Origin of the sequence: Staphylococcus sp. NWU MKU2 (assembly GCF_033283605.1) — a bacterium.
Lineage (GTDB): Bacteria > Bacillota > Bacilli > Staphylococcales > Staphylococcaceae > Staphylococcus > Staphylococcus haemolyticus.
Map to the genome: position 1 here is coordinate 403,699 of NZ_JAVSMH010000002.1, position 21,369 is coordinate 425,067.

The 21,369-nt window shown below is 32.5% G+C and carries 20 protein-coding genes and 2 pseudogenes; 20 read left to right on the forward strand and 2 right to left on the reverse strand.

The features are described 5' to 3' along the window. The first annotated feature begins 4 nt into the window (after positions 1-4). The 4 genes and pseudogenes from SBL15_RS05425 (at position 5) to SBL15_RS05440 (ending at position 8,872) form a co-directional block, all read left to right on the forward strand. Positions 5-883, forward strand: a complete 879-nt coding sequence (locus SBL15_RS05425) for a 5'-3' exonuclease (RefSeq protein WP_037537076.1) — start codon at positions 5-7, stop codon at positions 881-883. Between the two features lie 389 nt (positions 884-1,272). Continuing rightward, positions 1,273-1,389 (forward strand): annotated as a pseudogene (locus SBL15_RS12995) (YSIRK-type signal peptide-containing protein); the annotation flags it as partial. Positions 1,390-3,382: 1,993 nt separating this feature from the next. Continuing rightward, positions 3,383-4,861, forward strand: a complete 1,479-nt coding sequence (locus SBL15_RS05435) for a hypothetical protein (protein ID WP_317955381.1) — start codon at positions 3,383-3,385, stop codon at positions 4,859-4,861. 390 nt (positions 4,862-5,251) lie between these two features. Beyond that, complete coding sequence (locus SBL15_RS05440) at positions 5,252-8,872, forward strand: YSIRK-type signal peptide-containing protein (protein ID WP_317955383.1); 3,621 nt, start codon at positions 5,252-5,254, stop codon at positions 8,870-8,872. Positions 8,873-8,951: 79 nt separating this feature from the next. Here SBL15_RS05440 and SBL15_RS05445 read toward each other — a convergent pair whose 3' ends face one another. Together SBL15_RS05445 and SBL15_RS05450 are read right to left on the reverse strand one after the other, a co-directional pair. Continuing rightward, positions 8,952-9,353, reverse strand: coding sequence for a ribonuclease HI family protein (locus SBL15_RS05445; RefSeq protein WP_037537078.1), 402 nt, complete (start codon positions 9,351-9,353; stop codon positions 8,952-8,954). Between the two features lie 117 nt (positions 9,354-9,470). Beyond that, positions 9,471-10,175: a queuosine precursor transporter gene (locus SBL15_RS05450; RefSeq protein WP_107613746.1), complete on the reverse strand. Its 705-nt coding sequence runs from the start codon at positions 10,173-10,175 to the stop codon at positions 9,471-9,473. Between the two features lie 204 nt (positions 10,176-10,379). Here SBL15_RS05450 and SBL15_RS05455 point away from each other — a divergent pair, with 204 nt between their 5' ends. The 16 genes and pseudogenes from SBL15_RS05455 to SBL15_RS05530 all read left to right on the forward strand — a co-directional run. Further along, positions 10,380-10,574, forward strand: a complete 195-nt coding sequence (locus tag SBL15_RS05455) for a zinc-finger domain-containing protein (RefSeq protein WP_107612142.1) — start codon at positions 10,380-10,382, stop codon at positions 10,572-10,574. A gap of 12 nt (positions 10,575-10,586) precedes the next feature. Beyond that, the gene (locus SBL15_RS05460) at positions 10,587-10,838 is read left to right on the forward strand and encodes a NifU N-terminal domain-containing protein (protein WP_107612141.1); all 252 of its coding nucleotides are present in this window, start codon (positions 10,587-10,589) and stop codon (positions 10,836-10,838) included. Positions 10,839-10,862: 24 nt separating this feature from the next. Then, the gene (locus tag SBL15_RS05465; protein WP_107612140.1) at positions 10,863-11,975 is read left to right on the forward strand and encodes a conserved virulence factor C family protein; all 1,113 of its coding nucleotides are present in this window, start codon (positions 10,863-10,865) and stop codon (positions 11,973-11,975) included. 36 nt (positions 11,976-12,011) lie between these two features. Next, entirely contained in the window at positions 12,012-12,446 is a 435-nt protein-coding gene (gene brxA / locus SBL15_RS05470; protein WP_011275773.1) for a bacilliredoxin BrxA, read from the forward strand. A gap of 236 nt (positions 12,447-12,682) precedes the next feature. Then, the gene (locus SBL15_RS05475) at positions 12,683-13,639 is read left to right on the forward strand and encodes a thymidylate synthase (RefSeq protein WP_107612139.1); all 957 of its coding nucleotides are present in this window, start codon (positions 12,683-12,685) and stop codon (positions 13,637-13,639) included. A 61-nt stretch (positions 13,640-13,700) separates the two neighbouring features. Next, the gene (locus SBL15_RS05480) at positions 13,701-14,180 is read left to right on the forward strand and encodes a dihydrofolate reductase (RefSeq protein ID WP_037537083.1); all 480 of its coding nucleotides are present in this window, start codon (positions 13,701-13,703) and stop codon (positions 14,178-14,180) included. A gap of 26 nt (positions 14,181-14,206) precedes the next feature. Then, the gene (gene fakB2 / locus SBL15_RS05485) at positions 14,207-15,052 is read left to right on the forward strand and encodes a fatty acid kinase binding subunit FakB2 (protein ID WP_037537084.1); all 846 of its coding nucleotides are present in this window, start codon (positions 14,207-14,209) and stop codon (positions 15,050-15,052) included. A 113-nt stretch (positions 15,053-15,165) separates the two neighbouring features. Beyond that, positions 15,166-15,693 (forward strand): peptide-methionine (S)-S-oxide reductase MsrA, encoded by a 528-nt coding sequence (gene msrA, locus SBL15_RS05490; protein WP_011275777.1) that lies wholly within the window; start codon positions 15,166-15,168, stop codon positions 15,691-15,693. Then, positions 15,686-16,114: a peptide-methionine (R)-S-oxide reductase MsrB gene (msrB, locus tag SBL15_RS05495; protein ID WP_037537085.1), complete on the forward strand. Its 429-nt coding sequence runs from the start codon at positions 15,686-15,688 to the stop codon at positions 16,112-16,114. Before msrA ends, msrB begins: the two co-directional genes overlap by 8 nt. 12 nt (positions 16,115-16,126) lie before the next feature. Further along, positions 16,127-16,627: a PTS glucose transporter subunit IIA gene (locus SBL15_RS05500; protein WP_107613748.1), complete on the forward strand. Its 501-nt coding sequence runs from the start codon at positions 16,127-16,129 to the stop codon at positions 16,625-16,627. Next, positions 16,627-16,848, forward strand: a complete 222-nt coding sequence (locus SBL15_RS05505) for a YozE family protein (RefSeq protein WP_053017655.1) — start codon at positions 16,627-16,629, stop codon at positions 16,846-16,848. The genes SBL15_RS05500 and SBL15_RS05505 overlap by 1 nt, the downstream gene beginning before the upstream one ends. Before the next feature lie 276 nt (positions 16,849-17,124). Continuing rightward, complete coding sequence (locus SBL15_RS05510) at positions 17,125-18,597, forward strand: S41 family peptidase (protein ID WP_107619625.1); 1,473 nt, start codon at positions 17,125-17,127, stop codon at positions 18,595-18,597. A gap of 18 nt (positions 18,598-18,615) precedes the next feature. Further along, complete coding sequence (locus tag SBL15_RS05515) at positions 18,616-19,119, forward strand: GNAT family N-acetyltransferase (protein WP_107612135.1); 504 nt, start codon at positions 18,616-18,618, stop codon at positions 19,117-19,119. A gap of 18 nt (positions 19,120-19,137) precedes the next feature. Then, entirely contained in the window at positions 19,138-20,205 is a 1,068-nt protein-coding gene (locus SBL15_RS05520; protein ID WP_053018315.1) for an undecaprenyldiphospho-muramoylpentapeptide beta-N-acetylglucosaminyltransferase, read from the forward strand. Between the two features lie 18 nt (positions 20,206-20,223). After that, positions 20,224-20,847 carry a phosphatase PAP2 family protein gene (locus SBL15_RS05525; RefSeq protein WP_107612134.1) on the forward strand — a complete coding sequence of 208 codons (624 nt, stop codon included), beginning with the start codon at positions 20,224-20,226 and terminating at the stop codon, positions 20,845-20,847. A gap of 243 nt (positions 20,848-21,090) precedes the next feature. Next, positions 21,091-21,197 (forward strand): annotated as a pseudogene (locus tag SBL15_RS05530) (hypothetical protein); the annotation flags it as partial. Positions 21,198-21,369: the final 172 nt, after the last annotated feature.

The window sequence follows — 21,369 nt, forward strand, 5'->3', positions numbered from 1 at the left end:
AAATATGGAAAATCGTGTCCTATTAGTAGATGGAATGGCTTTATTATTTAGACATTTTTATGCTACAAGTTTACACAATCAATTTATGTATAATTCAAAAGGTATACCAACTAACGGAATTCAAGGTTTCGTTAGACATATCTTCACAGCAATAAATGAAATCAATCCTAGTCATGTAGCCGTATGTTGGGATATGGGACAATCCACTTTTAGAAATGATATGTATACTGACTATAAACAAAATCGTCCATCACCACCAGAAGAGCTTATTCCACAGTTTGACTACGTCAAAGAAATTTCAGACCAATTTGGCTTTATAAATGTTGGAATGACTAATTATGAAGCTGATGATGTGATAGGAACTTTGGCAAAAACATTTTCTGATAATAACGAGGTCCACATCATCACTGGAGATAAAGACTTATTACAATGCATTAATAATAATGTAGAAGTTTGGTTAATAAAGAAAGGATTTAATATTTATAATCGTTATACTTTAACTCGTTTTAATGAAGAATATCAGTTAAATCCACAACAATTAATTGATATTAAAGCGTTTATGGGTGATTCTGCAGACGGATATCCTGGTGTTAAAGGTATAGGTGAAAAAACAGCTCTTAAATTGATTCAAACTTATGGAAGTGTTGAGAATGTATTATCCAATATTGAACAATTGACTCCTGGACAACGTAAGAAAATTGAAGCAGATAAGTATAATTTAACTTTGTCAAAAAAGTTAGCCGAAATATATACTGATGTGCCACTAAATAGCATGGAAATTTATAGAGATATGGCTTATGCACATTCACTTAACCACATACTTTCAATTTGCAATGAACATGAACTTTATGTTTCTGGAAAATATATATCAACAAAATTATAATTTAGTACAAAGACTCAAGACCTATAATGTGTTTTGAGTCTCTTTTTCGACTAATTTATAACGCTCCTCAACATTTATACTTTTTTTATTTTATTAAAATAAAATCTATTTCACACTCAATTAAATTAATGATACAATTAAATATAAAAACTATTTAATTGTTCATTTCATAATGATAATTGAAATTAATACCCGAGAGGAGTTGTGAAACTTTTGTCGAGTAATTTTTTATGTTCTAATGACTGACAAAAATTAAGACAATAAATACGGTAACTTAATTATCAATCCATTTGATATTGAGCTATGTGTTATCGGAATTACTTTTTTCAAAACTACTCATAACATCAACATCAAGAATATACAACATAGAATAGGAGAGAAGCGCATCAATGAATCATCGAGATAAACTGCAGAAGTTCAGTATTCGAAAGTATGCAGTGGGAACTTTCTCAACATTAATCGCCACGTTAGTATTTTTAGGAACGCATACCGATCAAGCCCATGCGAATGAAAATATCAATACGACAGTTGAAAAAGCACAGCAAAATACTGAACCACAAGCATCCCGAGACAATAATAGTAATCCAAATGATGCAATAACAATTCAAAATGATCAAACTTCTGATCAAGCTGCAGAAATCAATAAGCAGTCAAAAGAAAATGACAACATAACTACAGAAAAAAATACTATAGAAACTCAAACAAGCGAAAAAGAAATTACTAATTCGACATCAACATCTATTAAAGAAAAGATGGAAGAAAAATCGCCAGTCACAAAAGATGAAAAAACAAATGAACTGAAAGAAAAATCTTCATCGATCGTAGGGACGCAATCTTCGAATCAAAGTAAACAACAAGTTGAATACTCTAGCTTAAACCCATCTAAACAAATTGATGATAAGCTAAACACAACTAAAGCATCTAAGTCGGATAATGAACAGAAGATTGAGGGCAAAAACGTTTCTAAACTGACTGTTCTTACTCAAGAAATTCAAAGTAAATTACCAGAAGTTGAAACTTTAGAACCTTCAAATCCTCACATTGAAGAAGCGAAAAAAATAATTGTAGAAAGTAATCATTTCACACAATCTAGTAATGTTTCGCAACAATCACTTTTAGATTTTATTACAAGATTAGAGCAAACACGTAATTCATTAGCAAATGTGATTACTCGTTCTCAATCAGGTAAACGCGATCCAAGAAACGGTCAACAAATGGAAAAAGGTACGAATTTTAGATTTACTACATTGAATGGCCGTTGGAATGCTGGAAAAAACGTCATTGTATATCAAAGTAACTATGCTTCATTACCTGATGGAAGAGCGCTTGGTACTGGTCAACAAAAAAACGGTGTAGAAAGTATAACTTCTAGAAAGACCGTCATGCGTGCTTATTATAAACATGAAGGTAATTCAAAATACTTAGTTTATGATGTATTCTTTAATAATGACGGCGTTAATTTTATATCACCTGGATCACAACAACGTTTAGGTATGGCTTTGCTGTTACCATATAAAGTAATGAAATTGAATTCAGATGGTTCGTTCGCTAGCGATTCAGTTAGAAATCTATCTTATGCAGCTTACGAAAAAAGAAGTGGTAGAAATAGTCTATTAAGTGAATCACCTAGCGATTTTATTATCGATCCAGATAATAGTACGCAAATGATTGATATGCTAAGAAGTAATCAGCGTGATTTTGGTCATACAACATTTTATCTTAGTTTCGGTGTTCGTCCAGGTAGAAGTTTTAATTCTGATGCGAACGAATATTTCCACTCAAATAGAAATAATCCTGATTTGAGAAAAGCAGTCGAAGATCAACGAGGCATTTTCAGTGGATGGAACTATGGTATTGGTATTCAAGTAGATCCTAACCATCCTGAAGGTGCAAATCGTGCGTATCATATGCACCTTGAAGTTAAATTAAGAGATAATGTAACTACTGCCGAGCTAGAAAATGCTTGGTCATATGCCAATACAGCTGCTATGGGTGGTGTAAGTAAATCTGCTTATACAGTTTTATCAGGTCGTATATTACCTGAAGATAGTACACTGCCATCTATCGAGAATCAACCACCAGTGAAACCAACAATTAACTCTGATTTAGTAGGTAAAGCAACAACGACAACAGTTATTGATGTATCTACAGATCCAAATACTAAAGTCGAAATATTTGATAAAAATGGTAACAAAATTGGTACAGGTACAACTGGTTCTAATGGACATGCTTACATTACGCCAACTCGTCCTATACCTGAAGGTAACGTCACTGCTAAAGCTTATAATCACAGTGATGAAACAAAAGTTTCAACATCTGATCCTAAATTTGCAACTGACACAATTCCACCTACTACACCTGTAATTAACACACGATTAGTTTACAAAGCTGGTACATTAACACCAATTGATGTTTCTACTGATCCAAATACACATGTTGCATTAATAGATAAAAAATGGACGTATTTTTGGAGCAGGTACAACGGATGCTAGTGGTCATGTGATTATTACGCCAGATCGAGTTATTCCTGAGGGAAATGTGACTGCGAAAGCTACAGATAATGCTTTACATCCGAATAGTTCTGTTTCGATTCCTGTTCAAGCGACAACGCTGATACCTGTAATGAAACCAGTCATTAATACAGATGTTGCAGGTAAAGCTTTCTCTACACCAGTTATCGACATTACATCTACACCAAATACACGAGTAGAACTATTAGATAAAAATAATAATGTCATCGGTCGTGGAATTACTGGTTCTAATGGGCATGTTAATATCACCCCAGATCATTATCTTTTCGAAGGTAATATCACTGCGAAAGCATATGATCAAACTGATGCAACTAATAATGCAACATCTGATCCAAGACATGTTACTGATACAACACCACCTAGAAAACCAGTAATTAATACTAATTTAGTTAATAAAGTAGGTACAAGAACGCCTATTGATGTTTCTACAGATGTATTGACTAGAGTAGAAATTTTTGACGAAAATGGTAAAAGTTATGGTGTAGTTCTTACTGGAATGGACGGTCACGGTATAATTACGCCAAGAGAGCCACTACCTTTAGGAAAAATCTATGCACGTGCTACAGATGGTGCAGAGACACCTAACTCAATCGATTCAGATCATGTACCTGTTACGGATACAATTCCACCTACAGTTCCAACTGTAGATACAGATTTAACAGGTAAAGCGACGACTTTAACTCCAATTACCGTTACAACTGATCCGAATACGAATGTTCAATTATTAGATAAAAATGGGCAAATCATAGGTACCGGAACAACAGATAGTTCAGGTCGAGTGTCAATTACACCTACAAGACCTATTCCGGAAGGTAATGTTACGGCTAAAGCAATTGATAATGCGGAACATCCGAATAGTTCTACATCTGATCCTGTGAAAGCAACGGATACTACGCCTCCAACTAAACCTAGAGTTTCAACACCACTAGGTGGAAAGGCGACAACTTTAACACCAATTGAAGTTATTACGGATTCGAATACAAGCGTGCAACTTTTAGACAAAGATGGTCGTGTGATTGGTTTGGGTACGACTGGTGCTAATGGACGTGTTACAATCACGCCAACTCGTCCTATTCCTGAAGGTAATGTCACTGCCAAGGCAACTGATAATGCTGAACACCCGAATAGTTCTGTATCTAAGCCAGTAAAAGCTACTAAACCTATTGTAAAATCAGGTAAAAAAGCTAAACACTATAAAACAAAAATATCTAAGAACCACAATTCAAAAGAGTATAGAAACCATAATTCAAATAAACCTAAAAATACAATACGTGGTGAAAAGAAAAATATAACTAATATAGGCGGTATTTCTAAAAATAAAGTAAAAGATTTACCAAATACTGGTATAAAAGAAACATCAAATAATTCTTTACCTTATTTAGTTACACTACTAGGTAGCTTTGTTTTACTAATTGGTAGAAGAAAAGATAACAACAGAAATAAGTAATTCTAATATAACTGCTAATTAGAAAATCCACTGAGATCTTAAATGATTTCAGTGGATTTTTGATTTCAAAAATTCATATTTTAATATTAATTTAACATTAAAGTATCTATTGAAATTATAATCATATCAATATAATTTGACGAAATATTTCAGAGACATCTATTAAAAACTTTACCCCGTTTATCAATAAATTAAAATGAGACGACTATTTTTAAATATCACAACATTTATTATTAAATGAATGATATAATAATATTATATAAATTAAATTTGATTTCTATATCTAGTATGATATTAAATTAATAGTTATGTGAAATGCGTTAAATTAAAATGTCATAAACAATAACTTTTATTAATTTTTACTAAAATAGTAAAGGAGAATATCGCACCATGAATCAACATAATCAATTACAAAAATTTAGCATTCGTAAATATGCAATCGGTACCTTTTCAACATTAGTAGCGACATTCGTATTTTTAGGGGTAAACAACGATGCACAAGCTAGCGAACATTTAAATCCCACTCAACAACTTACGAATAACAATCAAGAAAGTACAATTAACGAAAGTACAAATACGTCAATTCAACATTTAGCCAATAATCACACAGGTCAAGTACAATCAAATCAAGTCAATAACACTAATAATGAAGTTAAATTAAATAAACAAACTAATAATGATTCAAGTGTATCAAATCATCCACAAAACATTCACACTAGAAAAAAAAGAGCTTCTAATTCAGATGAAACTGATTTCACTAGAGTAGTTACAGGAACAGTCGAAGATTCTTCTAATCCTGCAACAAACCCTTCATCACCAACTACAAATGATCAGCAAGCACCGCTTATTAAACCAACTTTTGTTACAAGTGTGGGCTATGCAGCTAATACGAAAAGGCCAATTGAAATATTGACTTCACCTAATACTGAAGTAGCACTATTGGATAAAGATGGTGCAACAATGGGTACTGGTAGAACAAATGAAACGGGTCATGTCACTATTACTCCACAGCAGTGGATTCCCAAAGGTAATGTTTCAGCAAGAGCCACTCGTGGTACGGAAAGTGTTACATCAGATCCTGTGGAAGCGTTGAATACAGACCCTCAACATAGACCATTTGTAATCGAAGTTACAACTGATCCTTTTACAAGAATTGAATTAAGGGATAAATACAATAAACCTTTAGGGGCTTCAAGAACAAATGATAAAGGTCATGCTTACATTGTACCAACTAGACCTATTCCAGAAGGTAATGTAACAGCTGTAGCTACTGACGATAGTGGAAATTCATCTACTTCAGATCCTAAGAAAGCTACCGACACTACACCGCCTGATAAACCAATTATTCATACAAATTTAGTAGATAAAGTAGGTACAGTAACACCAATTGAAATTACTACTGACCCTGCTACTAAAGTTGAATTATTTGATAAAGATAATAATTTATTAGGTAGTGGAATGACTGATCATACTGGACATATTACAATTACTCCAAATAGACCATTGGTTGAAGGACCATTAACGGCAAAAGCAACAGATGATGCTGAAACACCAAATAGCAGTTACTCAGACCCAGTAAATGTAACAGATTTAACACCACCAACATCACCTAATCTAGAAACTGACCTAACTAGTAAAGCTGGTACTCAAACACCGATTACAGTTACAACAGATCCTGACACAGTTGTTGAATTGTTTGATAAAGATGGTATTAGTCTGGGATCAGGAACAACTGATTCTACTGGACACGTAACAATTAAACCTAATCGTCCGATTCCGGAAGGTGATGTAACCGCTAAAGCAACTGATAACGCAGAACATCCAAATAGTTCTACTTCTCAGCCAAAAAAAGCAACGGACACAACGCCACCAATCATTCCAATTTTCAATACAGAGATAGGTGGCAAAGCTGGTACTCAAACGCCAATCACTGTTACGACTGATCCTAACACAACTGTTGAATTGTTTGATAAAGATGGTAATAGTTTAGGTTCTGGTGAAACAAATGGTTCTGGACAAGTGACAATCATACCGAATAAAGCAATTCCTGAAGGCAATATAACTGCTAAGGCGACTGACCATGCAGAACACCCTAATAGTTCTATCTCTGAACCAGTAAAAGCGACTGATACAACACCACCTACAAAACCATCTGTTGTGGGTAACTTGGATGGTAAAGCTGGTAGTACTGATCCTGTAGAAGTAACTACTGATCCAAATACTAAAGTTGAACTTTTAGATAAAGATGGTAATGTGATTGGTTCTGGCATGACTGATAGTACTGGACGTGCGTTTATTACACCAACTAAACCTATTCCTGAAGGTAATGTTTCAGTTAGAGCAACAGATAATGCGGAAGTACCTAATAGTTCAATTTCTGATCCAGTAAAAGCGACTGATACGACGCCACCAAATATACCAACATTTAATACGGATGTTTCTGATAAAGGTGGAACTCTAACACCAATTTCAATTACGACTGACCCCAATACTCATGTTGATATTATTGATAAGGATGGTAATATCATTGGTTCTGGCACTACAGACGGTCAAGGTCACGTAACAATAACGCCAAATGTTCCAATCCCTGAAGGAAATATTTACGCAAAAGCGACTGACAATGCAGCACAACCAAATAGTACGACTTCACAACCTTTTAACGTTATCGATATAACACCGCCAATAAAACCAACAGTTCCTGGCGGATTAACAGGTAAAGCCAATACACAGGATCCTATTGAAGTTGTAACAGATCCAAATACGCATATAGAAATATTTGATAAAGATGGACAACTCATTGGTACAGGTGACACGGACCAAAATGGTCATGCTTTTATTACACCTACAAAACCAATTCCTGAAGGTAATGTAACGATTAAAGCTACAGATCATGCTGAACATCCAAATAGCTCAACATCCGATCCAATCGAAGCTACAGACACAACGCCACCTTCAGTACCTAAGGTGAATACAGGTCTTAACGGAAAAGCAAATACTTATACACCGGTTTCAGTATCAACTGACCCTAACACTAAAGTGGAATTGTTAGACAAAGATTTCCATGTTATTGGCTCTGGCGTTACTGATGAAAAAGGTAATGCGATAATTACACCAACAAAGCCAATTCCTGAAGGCAATGTTTATGTGAAAGCAACTGACAATGCAGCACAACCAAATAGTTCGGTTTCTAAACCTGTTAAAGCAACTGATACAACACCACCACCTAAACCAGTAGTAAAAGGTAGTATGAATGGTAAAGCAGGTACTAAAGATCCAATTGAAATTATCACTGAACCGTACATTAAAGTAGAAATACTTGATAAAGATGGACATGTCATTGGCTCTGGAAAAATTGATAAAAACGGTCATGTAATAATTAAATCAAACAAACCATATCCTGAAGGTACAATTATTATTAAAGCTACAGATCATGCTCAGCCACCGAACAGTTCATTCTCAGATCCAATTAAAGTAACTGATACAACGGCACCAACTGAACCAAAAATTCATACAACACTGATTCATAAAGCAAATACTAAGACGCCAGTGAAAGTTACAACCGATCCTTATACACTTGTTGAATTATTGGACAAACATGGACATGTCATTGGTAAAGCTACGACTGATGGTAACGGAAATGCTACTATAAAACCAACAACACCAATACCAGAAGGTGACGTAACAGTAAGAGCTACTGATAATGCTCAACATCCTAATAGTTCTTTATCTAAACCAGTTAAAGCAACATTAGCTCATAATGATAAAGCACATAAAGATGGTCGTAATACTCATAATCCAAATCAAAAAGATTCAAAACACAATAGTGGAAATACAGATGATCAAGGTGATAATTTGAGAGGCTATAATCAAAATGATAGCAATCAAAATACTGTAGGCTCTTTACCTAACACTGGTTACAACAATAGTGAATCATCAACTGCATTCTTAATGACTTCACTATTGAGTGGGATCGCATTATTATCAAGAAGATTTAAAAAAGAAGAGAAGTAATGGCTTTTTTAAACGACTAAAAAACACCCCTCTATTTAATTTCAAATTAAATAGAGGGGTGTTATGTATTTAACTAATGTTAATTTTTCTTTTTAGTTAGTTTAAACAATGCTTGTTGCGCCATTTGATTTGCTTCTTTATTTTGTTCTCTAGGTACCCATTTTACAAACACCAATTCAAAACTTTTTTCGAGTATTTCCAAATTCTCATAATATGGTTTAAATCGTGCGTTTTTTACAAATCCTTGATTAACACTATCTTCAATTAATTTTGAATCAGTATATAATAAAGCATTAACAACATTAAGTTCACGAGCATGTTCAAGTGCATGAATAAGGGCAGCCCATTCCGCACTGTGATTATCTAGTTCGCCTAAGTCGTGCGTATATACATACTTTTCATCATTCTCTTTGATAACTATTCCGCATGCACTTCGCCCAGGATTACCTCTAGTAGCTGCATCAAAGTAAATTTTTGCCATATGAATTTAACACCTTTTAATTTTAATAATTTCACTATTCTTATCGTATTACAAAATAAGAAAATAGGGAATGGCATAGATTTCATTAAGAAATCATTTCCATTCCCATAATATTCTTTAATATCCCTTATCTAGTTTATGAATTTGACCTTTACGATACATAGACTTAGCTATATAACCGAATGGTACATTAAATATAGTAGAAATAAGTTTTAATAAATAAGTTGTAATGAATATTTCGAATACAACCATGTTTGGTAAAGTTCCTGCAAACGCAATTGTGACAAACAGTGCTGTGTCAATAATTGAACTTAACATGGTACTACCATAAGCACGAATGATAAATGTTTTATCTGAGCTAAATACTTTTTTAATTGCAGAGAAAATAAATACATCAACGTGTTGTCCAATAATATACGCAATAATTGAACCTAATGCAATTCTTGGTACTAAATCAAATATTGTTGATAAAGATTTTTGAGCCATATCCTCAGGTGCAGGTATAAAATGTAGTGACATTTGCATAACAATAATCATAACCAATGTAGAAGAAAATCCTAACCATACAGCTCTTTTCGCAACTTTGCGACCATAAATGTCATTAAGTATATCTGTAGCTAAATAAATAGACGCAAACATGACATTACCCAAAGTAGCAGAAATACCAAAAATATGAACTGTTTTGATTACTTGAATATTAGCAATAATTGTACCAATTGCTACCCAAGCAATTAAGCCTTGTTTGCCAAAACATCGAAACATTACAACCATTAATATAAATGTAACAAGAAATGTTGCTACACCGAAAATTTCATTATACATAAATATCCTCCTAAATTTTGATGATGCGGGTGTTTAGAAACCGCAAAAACAACTTAATTATTTTATAGTAATTACTACATAAATGCAATACGACTTACCATTTTCATCAACACTTATTATTTATTAAATCGATTATTTCAAAATAAATACAAATTAAGTTATACTTATTCCATGCTTATATTAAGACAATACTGTACTTAAGGAGTGACTGTTATACTTACACATTCCGAACAAAAAGCAATTAATAAAATTGATGAGTTAATGAATACTTATTGTGAAAAATGTTTACTAAAAACACATATCAGAAAAACAGAAGGTAAGACACAAGCACACCATTTTTGTATATCTGAGTGTTCAATAGGTAAACAAATCAAACAATTAGGTAATGAACTACAATAGGAGGTAAGGACTATGCAAATTGTTTCAATTGAAGAAACACCAAATCATAACACTATGAAAATTAACCTAAGTGAAAAAAGAGAAGATAATAAATCTAATACATTTACTTCTGCTCAAGAAGGACAACCTGATTTTATAAATAAACTGTTCGATATTGATGGTGTAAAATCAATATTCTATGTTATGGATTTTATTTCTGTCGATAAAGAAGATAATGCAGATTGGAATAGTATTCTTCCTCAAATTCAATCTACTTTTGAATAAATATTTACAAGGGGACATGCACTTATGGAAATATTAAGAGTAGAGCCGACACCAAGCCCTAATACTATGAAAATCGTATTATCTAACAAAAGAGAAGACAATAAATCTAATACATTCACATACGTAGAAGAACAACAACCACAATTTATTAATGATTTATTAACAATTGACGGTGTCAAATCTATATTTTATGTGATGGACTTCTTAGCTATTGACAAAGAGCCTAAATCCGATTGGGAAGTGGTCTTACCTCAAATCACTTCAACTTTAAATAATGAGTCATTTTTAGATTCATCAAAAAAGCCCGATGAACACTATGGAGAGATTAAAGCTGAAGCACTTATGTTTAAAGGTATTCCATATCAAATTAAACTCACTACGACTTCAGATGAAAGTCGTAAACAGTTGCCGGACTATTTTGTTGAGAGTATGTTAAAAGCTCAAAAAGATGGAGACAATGTTGTGTTTTTACGTAAATGGCAAGATTTAGGAGTTAGATACGGTGATTTAGAAGAAGTTATGAATGAAGTGTACGAAGAAATCATTGCTTTATATCCATCTGAAAAGTTAGCATCTCTAGTTCAAACTGCATTAGAAACTGATATTGTTATTCCACAGCAACAATATCATCATGTAACTTTAAATGAATATAAAGAGGCAACTGATTGGAAAGATAAATTAAGAATGTTAAAAGAATTTCCAACACCTACACTTCAAGATATTGACCTATTAGATGAAGCTTTACAAGAAGATAAAGCACCCTTAAGACGACAAGCCATAGTATTAATAGGCATGATTGAAGATAAAGAAATTCTTCCATACTTATATAAAGGCTTGCATGATAAGAGTCCAGCTGTTAGACGCACTGCTGGAGATTGCTTAAGTGATTTAGGTTATAAAGAGGCTCTGCCTGAAATGGAAAAAGCCTTAAATGATTCACAGAAAATTGTACGTTGGAGAGCTGCTATGTTTCTATTTGATGAAGGCGGACCAGAACAATTATCTAGTCTAAAGTCACACGCTAATGATCCTGCTTATGAGGTCAAACTTCAAATTGAGATGGCAATTTCTAGAATCGAAAATGGTGATGAGGCTTTAGGTTCTGTATGGAAACAAATAGCTAATCGAAATAAATAATTATGTTAAAGTAAAACTAAATTAGGAGTGAAAATTATGAATCCTTATGAACAATATATGCAAGAATTAGCACAACAAATGAGAGCTGAACTCACTGAAAATGGTTTTGAAAGTTTAGAAACAAGTGAAGATGTATCAAATTATATGAAAAATGTTAACGAAGAAGATACAACATTTGTAGTAATTAATTCTACATGTGGTTGTGCTGCTGGCTTAGCCAGACCTGCAGCTGTTGCCGTAGCAGAGCAAAATGACAAAAAACCAACAAATAAAATCACTGTATTTGCTGGACAAGATAAAGAAGCAACTCAAACGATGCGAGAGTACATCCAACAAGTTCCATCAAGTCCATCATACGCTTTATTTAAAGGAACAGAATTAAAACATTTTATCCCTAGAGAACATATCGAAGGTCGTGACATTCAAGATATCTGTATGGATATTAAAGATGCATTTGACGAAAACTGCTAAGCAGTATAATTTTAAATAATTTGAGTCATCCATATTAAAGTATTCACTCAGAGTTAATACTATCATCCTAAATTGATGGTATAAACTTGAATTGAGTAAATGAGGATCCACTTTTCAATCCCAAATATAAAATTAAAAACTAATTTTATATTTGGGATTTTTTTATTTTAATTTTATAAATACGCATTATCTAGTATAATATTCAGTAATATAAATAATTCTAGGAGATGAGCAAAATGTTAAATTCCTTTGATTCAGCCTATCATGCTCTATGCGAAGAAATATTAGAAATTGGTAATCAACGGGATGATCGTACTCATACCGGTACTATTTCTAAATTTGGTCATCAGTTACGATTTGATTTATCTAAGGGTTTCCCATTACTTACAACAAAAAAAGTATCTTTCAAACTTATCGCTACAGAATTATTATGGTTTATTAAAGGCGATACAAATATACAATACTTACTAAAATATAATAATAATATTTGGAATGAATGGGCCTTCGAGAAATATGTTCAATCTAATGATTATCATGGTCCTGATATGACCAATTTTGGTCATAGAGCACTACAAGACGATGAATTTAATGAACTGTATAAAGAAGAAATGTCTAAATTCAAACAACACATTTTAAATGATGACTCATTTGCAAAAAAATACGGAGATTTAGGTAATGTATATGGTAAACAATGGAGAGATTGGGTAGATAAAGAAGGTAACCACTTTGATCAACTTAAAACAGTTATTGAACAAATTAAAAGTAGTCCAAATTCTCGCCGACATATTGTCTCAGCATGGAATCCAACAGAAATAGATAGCATGGCTTTGCCACCATGTCATACTATGTTCCAATTTTATGTTCAAGATGGCAAATTAAGTTGTCAATTGTATCAACGAAGTGCAGATATTTTCTTAGGTGTACCATTTAATATTGCTAGCTATGCATTATTAACTCATTTAATAGCAAAAGAGTGTAATCTTGAAGTTGGAGAATTTGTGCACACTTTTGGTGACGCACATATTTACTCTAATCATATTGAAGCAATAAAAACACAATTGTCTAGAAACAGTTTTGATCCGCCAACTTTAAAAATTAATTCAAATGCATCCATTTTCGATATCAATTACGAAGATTTAGAATTAATTGGATATAACTCACACCCAGCAATTAAGGCACCTATTGCTGTATAATAGGCTGAAATTTTGCGATTATTAATATAAACAATTTTTTCATACGGAGGGGAAGGGAAATATGACTTTATCAATTTTAGTAGCACATGATGAACAACGCGTTATTGGATATAATAATGATTTACCATGGCATTTACCTAATGATTTGAAACACGTAAAAAAATTATCAACTGGAAACACACTAGTGATGGGGCGAAGAACATTTGAGTCAATTGGTAAGCCGCTTCCTAATAGAAGAAATGTAGTGTTAACGAGTGACACAACGTTTAACGTTGATGGTGTAGATGTGATTCATTCTATAGATGATATTTACAAATTAGAAGGTCATATTTTCATCTTTGGTGGTCAGTCATTATTTGAAGAAATGATTGATAAAGTAGATGATATGTACATTACTGTTGTTGATGGTAAACACCAGGGCGATACATTTTTCCCACCTTATACTTTTGAAGAATGGGAAGTAGAGTCATCGGTAGACGGAGAGTTAGATGAGAAAAATACAATTCCACATACGTTTTTACATTTAGTACGTAAACATTAAATTAAATTGATAAACCGGAGGCACTTATGACTAAACAAATTATCGTGACTGATTCTACATCAGATTTATCACATGAATATCTAAAACAACATAATATACACGTAGTACCTTTAAGCTTAACGATTGACGGAAAATCGTTTGTTGATCAAATAGATATTACATCTGAGGCTTATATTCAACGAATTGAGGAAGATGCCGACGTAAAAACAAGCCAACCACCAATCGGGAAATTTATTGAACTATACGAAGAACTTGGTAAAGAGGATGTTGAAATCTTTAGTATCCATATGTCATCAGGTCTAAGTGGTACATACCAAACTGCTTTGCAAGCCAGTGATATGGTTGACACTAAAGTAACCGTAATTGATTCCAAATCTATTTCATTTGGACTCGGCTATCAAATCCAACGACTTGTTGAATTAATTAATACGAATCTTTCGTCTAATCAAATCGTAGACAAACTCAAAGAATTACAAAAGAACATTAAACTCTTTGTTGTAATCGGACAATTAAATCAATTAATTAAAGGTGGACGCATAAGTAAGACAAAAGGTTTTATTGGTAATATAATGAAAATAAAACCCGTCGGCACTTTAGAAGATGGATATTTAGAAATCGTACATAATGCACGTACACAAAATTCTAGTATACAATATCTAAAAAAAGAAATTTCAGAATTTATCGATAAACATAAAATTAAATCGATTGGTGTTGCTCACGCAAACGTTCTTGACTTTGTTGACAAGCTCAAGTTGCAATTTGATGAGGCATTCGGCCAACAGAAATATGATGTTAATGTAACGACACCAGTTATTTCAACTCATACTGGTCAAGGAGCAATCGGCTTGGTTGTTGTTCGTGAATCAAATTAATCTCATTGCTTACTTCCTATTGTTCTTTTAATAAAATTCATCATTGTGAGTAGATTACTTTAAATAATAGTATTTATATCGTAAATTTAAATAATGACAGAGGAGGTAATAATATGGCATATGCAACTTTAGCTGGAGGATGTTTCTGGTGTATGGTTAAGCCTTTTACATCATATCCCGGTATTGAAGAGGTAGTATCTGGATATAGTGGAGGTCATGTTGAAAATCCAACGTATGAACAAGTTTGTACTAATCAAACTGGACATAGGGAAGCTGTTCAAATTCAGTTCAACTCAGACATTACGTCCTTTGAAAATATCTTAGATGTATATTTTAAAACTTTTGACCCTACAGACGGCGGTGGTCAATTCTTCGATAGAGGAGAAAGCTATGAACCGGCTATCTTTTATCATGATGAAGAGCAAAAGAAAGCAGCTGAACTCAAAATACAACAATTAAATGAAGAAGGTATTTTTAAAAAACCTGTTATAACGCCGATTCTTCCATACAAAAACTTTTATCCTGCGGAAGACTATCATCAAGATTATTACAAGAAAAACCCTGCTCATTATGAGCAATATCAACGTGGATCAGGAAGAAAATCATTTATCGAAACACATTGGGGGTCTCAAAATGATTAAAAAAGATAAAAATGAATTAAATGAAATGGAATATTTAGTTACTCAAGAAAATGGTACTGAACCTCCATTTCAAAATGAATATTGGAATCATTTTGATAAGGGTATTTATGTAGATAAAATTTCAGGCAAGCCATTGTTTACTTCTGAGGAAAAGTTTGAATCTAATTGTGGTTGGCCAAGTTTCTCTAAATCAATTGATGATAATGAAATCATTGAACTCGTAGATAAAACATTTGGTATGATTAGAACAGAGGTTAGATCGGAAGATGCAAACAGTCATTTAGGTCATGTATTCAACGATGGTCCGAAAGAAAGCGGTGGACTACGTTATTGTATTAATTCTGCAGCGATTCAATTTATCCCTTATGATAAGTTAGAAGAACTTGGATATGGAGATTTAATTCCGCATTTTGAAAAATAGGAGTGACTAATTATGTTTAAAAAATTATTTGGTAAAGGTAAAGAAGTTAATAGAGAAATTGAAATCTATGCACCATTAACTGGCGAATATATTAATATTGAGGATATTCCAGATCCAGTATTTGCACAAAAAATGATGGGCGAAGGCTTTGGTATTAACCCAACTGAAGGAGAAGTTGTTTCTCCAATTGAAGGTAAAGTTGACAATGTATTTCCAACTAAACACGCAATAGGACTTAAAGCAGATAATGGTTTAGAAATATTAGTTCATATAGGTTTAGACACTGTTCAACTAGATGGTCAAGGTTTCGAAATCTTAGTAAGTAGTGGCGACACTGTTCAAGTTGGTGATCCATTACTTAAATTTGATCTAGAATATATTAGAAATAATGCGAAAGATGTTATTTCACCAATTATTATTACAAATTCAGATCAAACTGAATCAATCCACGTCAATGATGTTAAAGCAGTCATCAAAGGTGAAACTAAAGTTGTTGATGTGACAATGAGCTAATGAAAGAACATTCATTCTATCAATTTGCTCTAACGGTTAGAGGCCGTAAAGATAGCAAGGGAGACTTAGCTGAAGAAATATTTAATGATCTGTCTTTTCCAAAACATGAAAAAGATTTCAATCAATTGTCTGACTATATTGAAATGCAAAGCGACATATCAGTATCCATGTCAGTGTTTGATGATTTATATGAAGAGTATACAGAATGGTTAAAATTCTAACTTACTCAGTAATGTGGTAAGCACATGTATCATATTAAAATTGCATTAAAAATTTCATAACAGCTGGCTAAATGAGAAGTATATCAAGCCTTTCTCAATTCTAGTCATCTTTTAGGGGGTGGAACGAATTCATTATGGATTCTGTCCCACTCCTTTTGTGCTTTTTATTCAACTTATTTCTTAAAAGTTGCGTTTGTGTCTAAATAACGACATACTTATATTATCTTTTTAGATGAAATTATAAATACATAAGATGTTATATGAGGAAGTGGTTTTATGAGTCATCATTCTGAGGAAAAACAAAGTAGTATAGACTCCAAACATAAAAATGAAACATCTTCTAATAAAAGAATTAATTTTAAAACTTGGCAATTTATAGTACTTTTATTAGGAATTATCATTATTACAGCTGGTATTACAGTTGCTGCTACAATTGGTATCAGTCACAAAATAAGCGGATTAACTAAAGATGAACGTCAAGAAATTAAAAAAATTGAATATGCTTATAAGACACTTAATAATGATTACTATAAAAAACAAAATGCTAGTAAATTATCTGAGGCTGCTATAGATGGCATGGTTAAAGAACTTAAAGATCCTTATTCTGAATACATGACTAAAGATGAAACGAAAAGCTTTAATGAAGATGTTTCAGGCGACTTTGTAGGTATTGGTGCAGAAATGCAAAAAAAAGATAAACAAATAATGATTACAAGTCCAATGAAAGATTCTCCTGCTGAAAAAGCCGGTATCCAACCAAAAGATGTTGTTACTAAAGTGGATGGAAAATCCGTAGTAGGCAAACCTTTAGATCAAGTAGTAAAATTAGTACGTGGTAAAGAGGGAACAACGGTCAAACTAACAATAAAACGTGGTTCTCAAGAAAAAGAAATTAAAATTAAACGTGGTAAAATCCATGTAAAAAGCGTGGAATATAAGAAGAAAGACAACATTGGAGTATTTACTATAAACAAATTCCAAGATAATACTGCAGGCGAACTTAAATCTGCTATTATTAAAGCTCATAAAGACGGTGTTCGTAATATAGTATTAGATTTAAGAAATAATCCTGGTGGTCTACTTGATGAAGCCATAAAAATGGCTAATATCTTTATAGATAAAGATCAGACTGTTGTAAAACTTGAAAAAGGCGATGACACAGAATCAATCAAAACGTCAAATGACGCTTCTAAAGAAGCTAAAGACATGAAAGTTAGTATCTTAGTAAATGAAGGTTCTGCCAGTGCATCAGAAGTATTTACTGGTGCAATGAGAGACCACAAAAAAGCTAAAGTTTACGGTTCAAAAACTTTTGGTAAGGGAATAGTACAGACAACTCGTGAATTTAAAGATGGCTCATTATTGAAATATACACAAATGAAATGGTTAACACCTGATGGTCATTATATTCATGGGAAAGGTATACAACCTGATACAATAATAGCTTCACCTAAATATCAATCTATCAGTGTCATTCCAACTGATAAATCTTATTCTGTTGGTGACAATACAAAATACGTGAAATCTATCAAAATCGGTTTAGATGCATTAGGCTACGACGTTAACAATGATTCTAAACAATTTGATACACAGTTGGAATCAGCTATTAAAAAATTCCAATCAGAACATGAATTATCAGTAAATGGTAAATTCGATAAAAAAACTAATGAGAAATTTACACAGTTATTAGTTGAAAAAGCTAATAAAGAAGATAAAGTTTTAGATGAATTAATTAATAAACTAAAATAAAGAGGTGTGTCATAAACAATGATAAGACTAGGTAATATGCAAGATATTTCACAAATAGAAACTTTAGTTGAAGAAGCCAAAAAATTAATGAAAGAATTTAATAATAATCAATGGGATGATAAATATCCAGTTACAGAACACTTTGAAGAAGACATCAATACCGAAACACTATATGTGTTGGAAGAAAATAACACAATTTATGGCTTTATCGTGGTCGACCAACAACAATCAGAATGGTATGATGAGTTAGAATGGCCAATCGATCGTGAAGGCGCCTATGTCATTCATAGACTTGCTGGATCACAACAGTATAAAGGAGCAGCTACAGAGTTATTTGATTTCTCAGTTAAGTTAGCTGAAGAACATAATATCCATGTTCTATTAACTGATACTTTTGCTCTAAATAAGCCAGCACAAGAATTATTTGAAAAATTTGGTTTCATAAAAGTCGGTGAAGCAGAAATTGACTATCATCCATTTGATAGAGGCGCACCATTCTACGCATATTATAAAAACATTTAAGAATAGAGGTTAATTACTATGTCTAAAATAGCATTTACCGGTGGCGGTACTGTTGGACATGTATCGGTCAATTTAAGTTTAATTCCAACAGCTACTGATAAAGGGCACGACGCATTTTATATTGGTTCTAAAACAGGTATAGAACGTGAAATGATTGAATCACAATTACCTAACATTAAATATTATCCAATATCTAGCGGTAAATTACGTCGATATCTATCAGTTGATAATGCGAAAGACGTATTTAAAGTTTTAAAAGGTGTTATTGATGCACGCAAAGTATTAAAAAGAGAGAAACCAGACCTATTATTTTCTAAGGGAGGATTTGTTTCAGTTCCCGTAGTAATAGCTGCACGCTCACTAAACATTCCAACAATTATACATGAATCGGATTTAACACCAGGCTTAGCTAATAAAATTTCACTGAAATTTGCTAAAAAGATCTATACAACATTTGAAGATACATTAAAATATTTACCAAAAGATAAAGCAGACTTCGTTGGCGCTACCATTCGACAAGACTTAAAAGAAGGTAATCAATCACGTGGATACCAGTTAACAGGTTTCGACGCCTCAAAAAAAGTATTACTCGTCATGGGTGGTAGCTTAGGTAGTAAAAAGCTTAATCAAGCTATACGTGAAAATTTAGAAGCATTACTTCAAGACTATCAAATTATTCATTTAACAGGTCATGGACTAGTTGATTCTAGTATTGATGCTAAAGGCTATGTTCAGTATGAATTTGTTAAAGAAGAGTTAACAGATTTATTAGCTATTACAGATACTGTAGTTAGCCGTGCAGGATCTAACGCTATTTATGAATTTTTAACATTGCGTATTCCTATGTTATTAATACCTTTAGGACTTGACCAATCACGTGGTGATCAAATTGATAATGCTGAGAATTTTGAATCTAAAGGGTATGGTAGAACAATCCCTGAAGATCAACTTACACAGGTTAAATTATTAGAACAACTTAAAGAAATTGAAAATGATCGAGAGTCAATCATTAAACAAATGGAGACTTACACAGAAAGTTTTACAAAAGAAGATCTATTTAATAAAATTTTAAAGGACGCTCTATAAACTCAGGAGGTGCAAACAATGAATCGTACGAAACGTATTACTTTGCTAATCGTTTTTACCTTAATATTTGGTATCATTGCATCTTTCCATGAGTCTAGACTGGGTAAATGGATTGATACTGAAGTATATGAATTTATTTATTCATCTGAAAGTTTCATCACTACTTCTATCCTTTTGGGTGCCACTAAGCTAGGAGAAGTATGGGCAATGGTCTGTCTATCTTTGATGTTTGTCGCATATCTAATGTTAAAACGCTTTAAAATCGAAGCACTATTCTTTGTAATTGTTATGTCTCTTTCAAGTATATTAAATCCATTACTGAAGAATATTTTTGACCGAGAGCGCCCAACATTATTACGATTAATTGATATATCTGGATTTAGCTTTCCTAGTGGCCATGCTATGGGATCAACATCATTCTTTGGTAGTGCGATGTTTATAGCAAATAGAAAAGCATCAGGTAATAATAAAGGAATTATAATAGGGTTATGCGCATTATTTATTCTTCTGATTTCTATTTCAAGAGTATATTTAGGTGTGCATTATCCTACAGATGTCATTGCTGGTATAATTGGCGGTGCTTTCTGTATTGTTCTATCAACATTAATACTTAAAAATCATTTATATCCAACAGCTACGTAAAATATATCGAGATACATTCTTAAAACGCGAGATTGTATCTCGATTTTTTTAAGGATTAAATATTAGCTATTTGAATTGGTAGACACTCAAAAGATTTAATCAAATCAGTATTACTAAATAAACTAAATAAAAAAGCAGTGAAACTCGGCATTAGATTCACTGCTTTTTATTAAAACGTTTAAAGTAAGTTTGAAACTTTAACGTTAGTCTTTTACGGGCATATAAAAGGGGAATAACTTGAAAATAACCAATCCTTTAAGAACGAAATATATGTGGGGGGAATTGTCTTATTCGGTATTGATAATCATTTTCAAATACTATTATACATCATTGATAATCATTGTCAATTATAATTGCGAAAAATTCTCAATTAAATTTGATTATATCATTACAATTTAAATCCATTCTCTAATTTCAGTCTTTACTGTGATAAAATATAGCTTATATTATAAGAATATGCATTCGAAAACGCATCATTGATTTAACTCATTCTAGCTATTTAAAATATGATTAATGCATAAT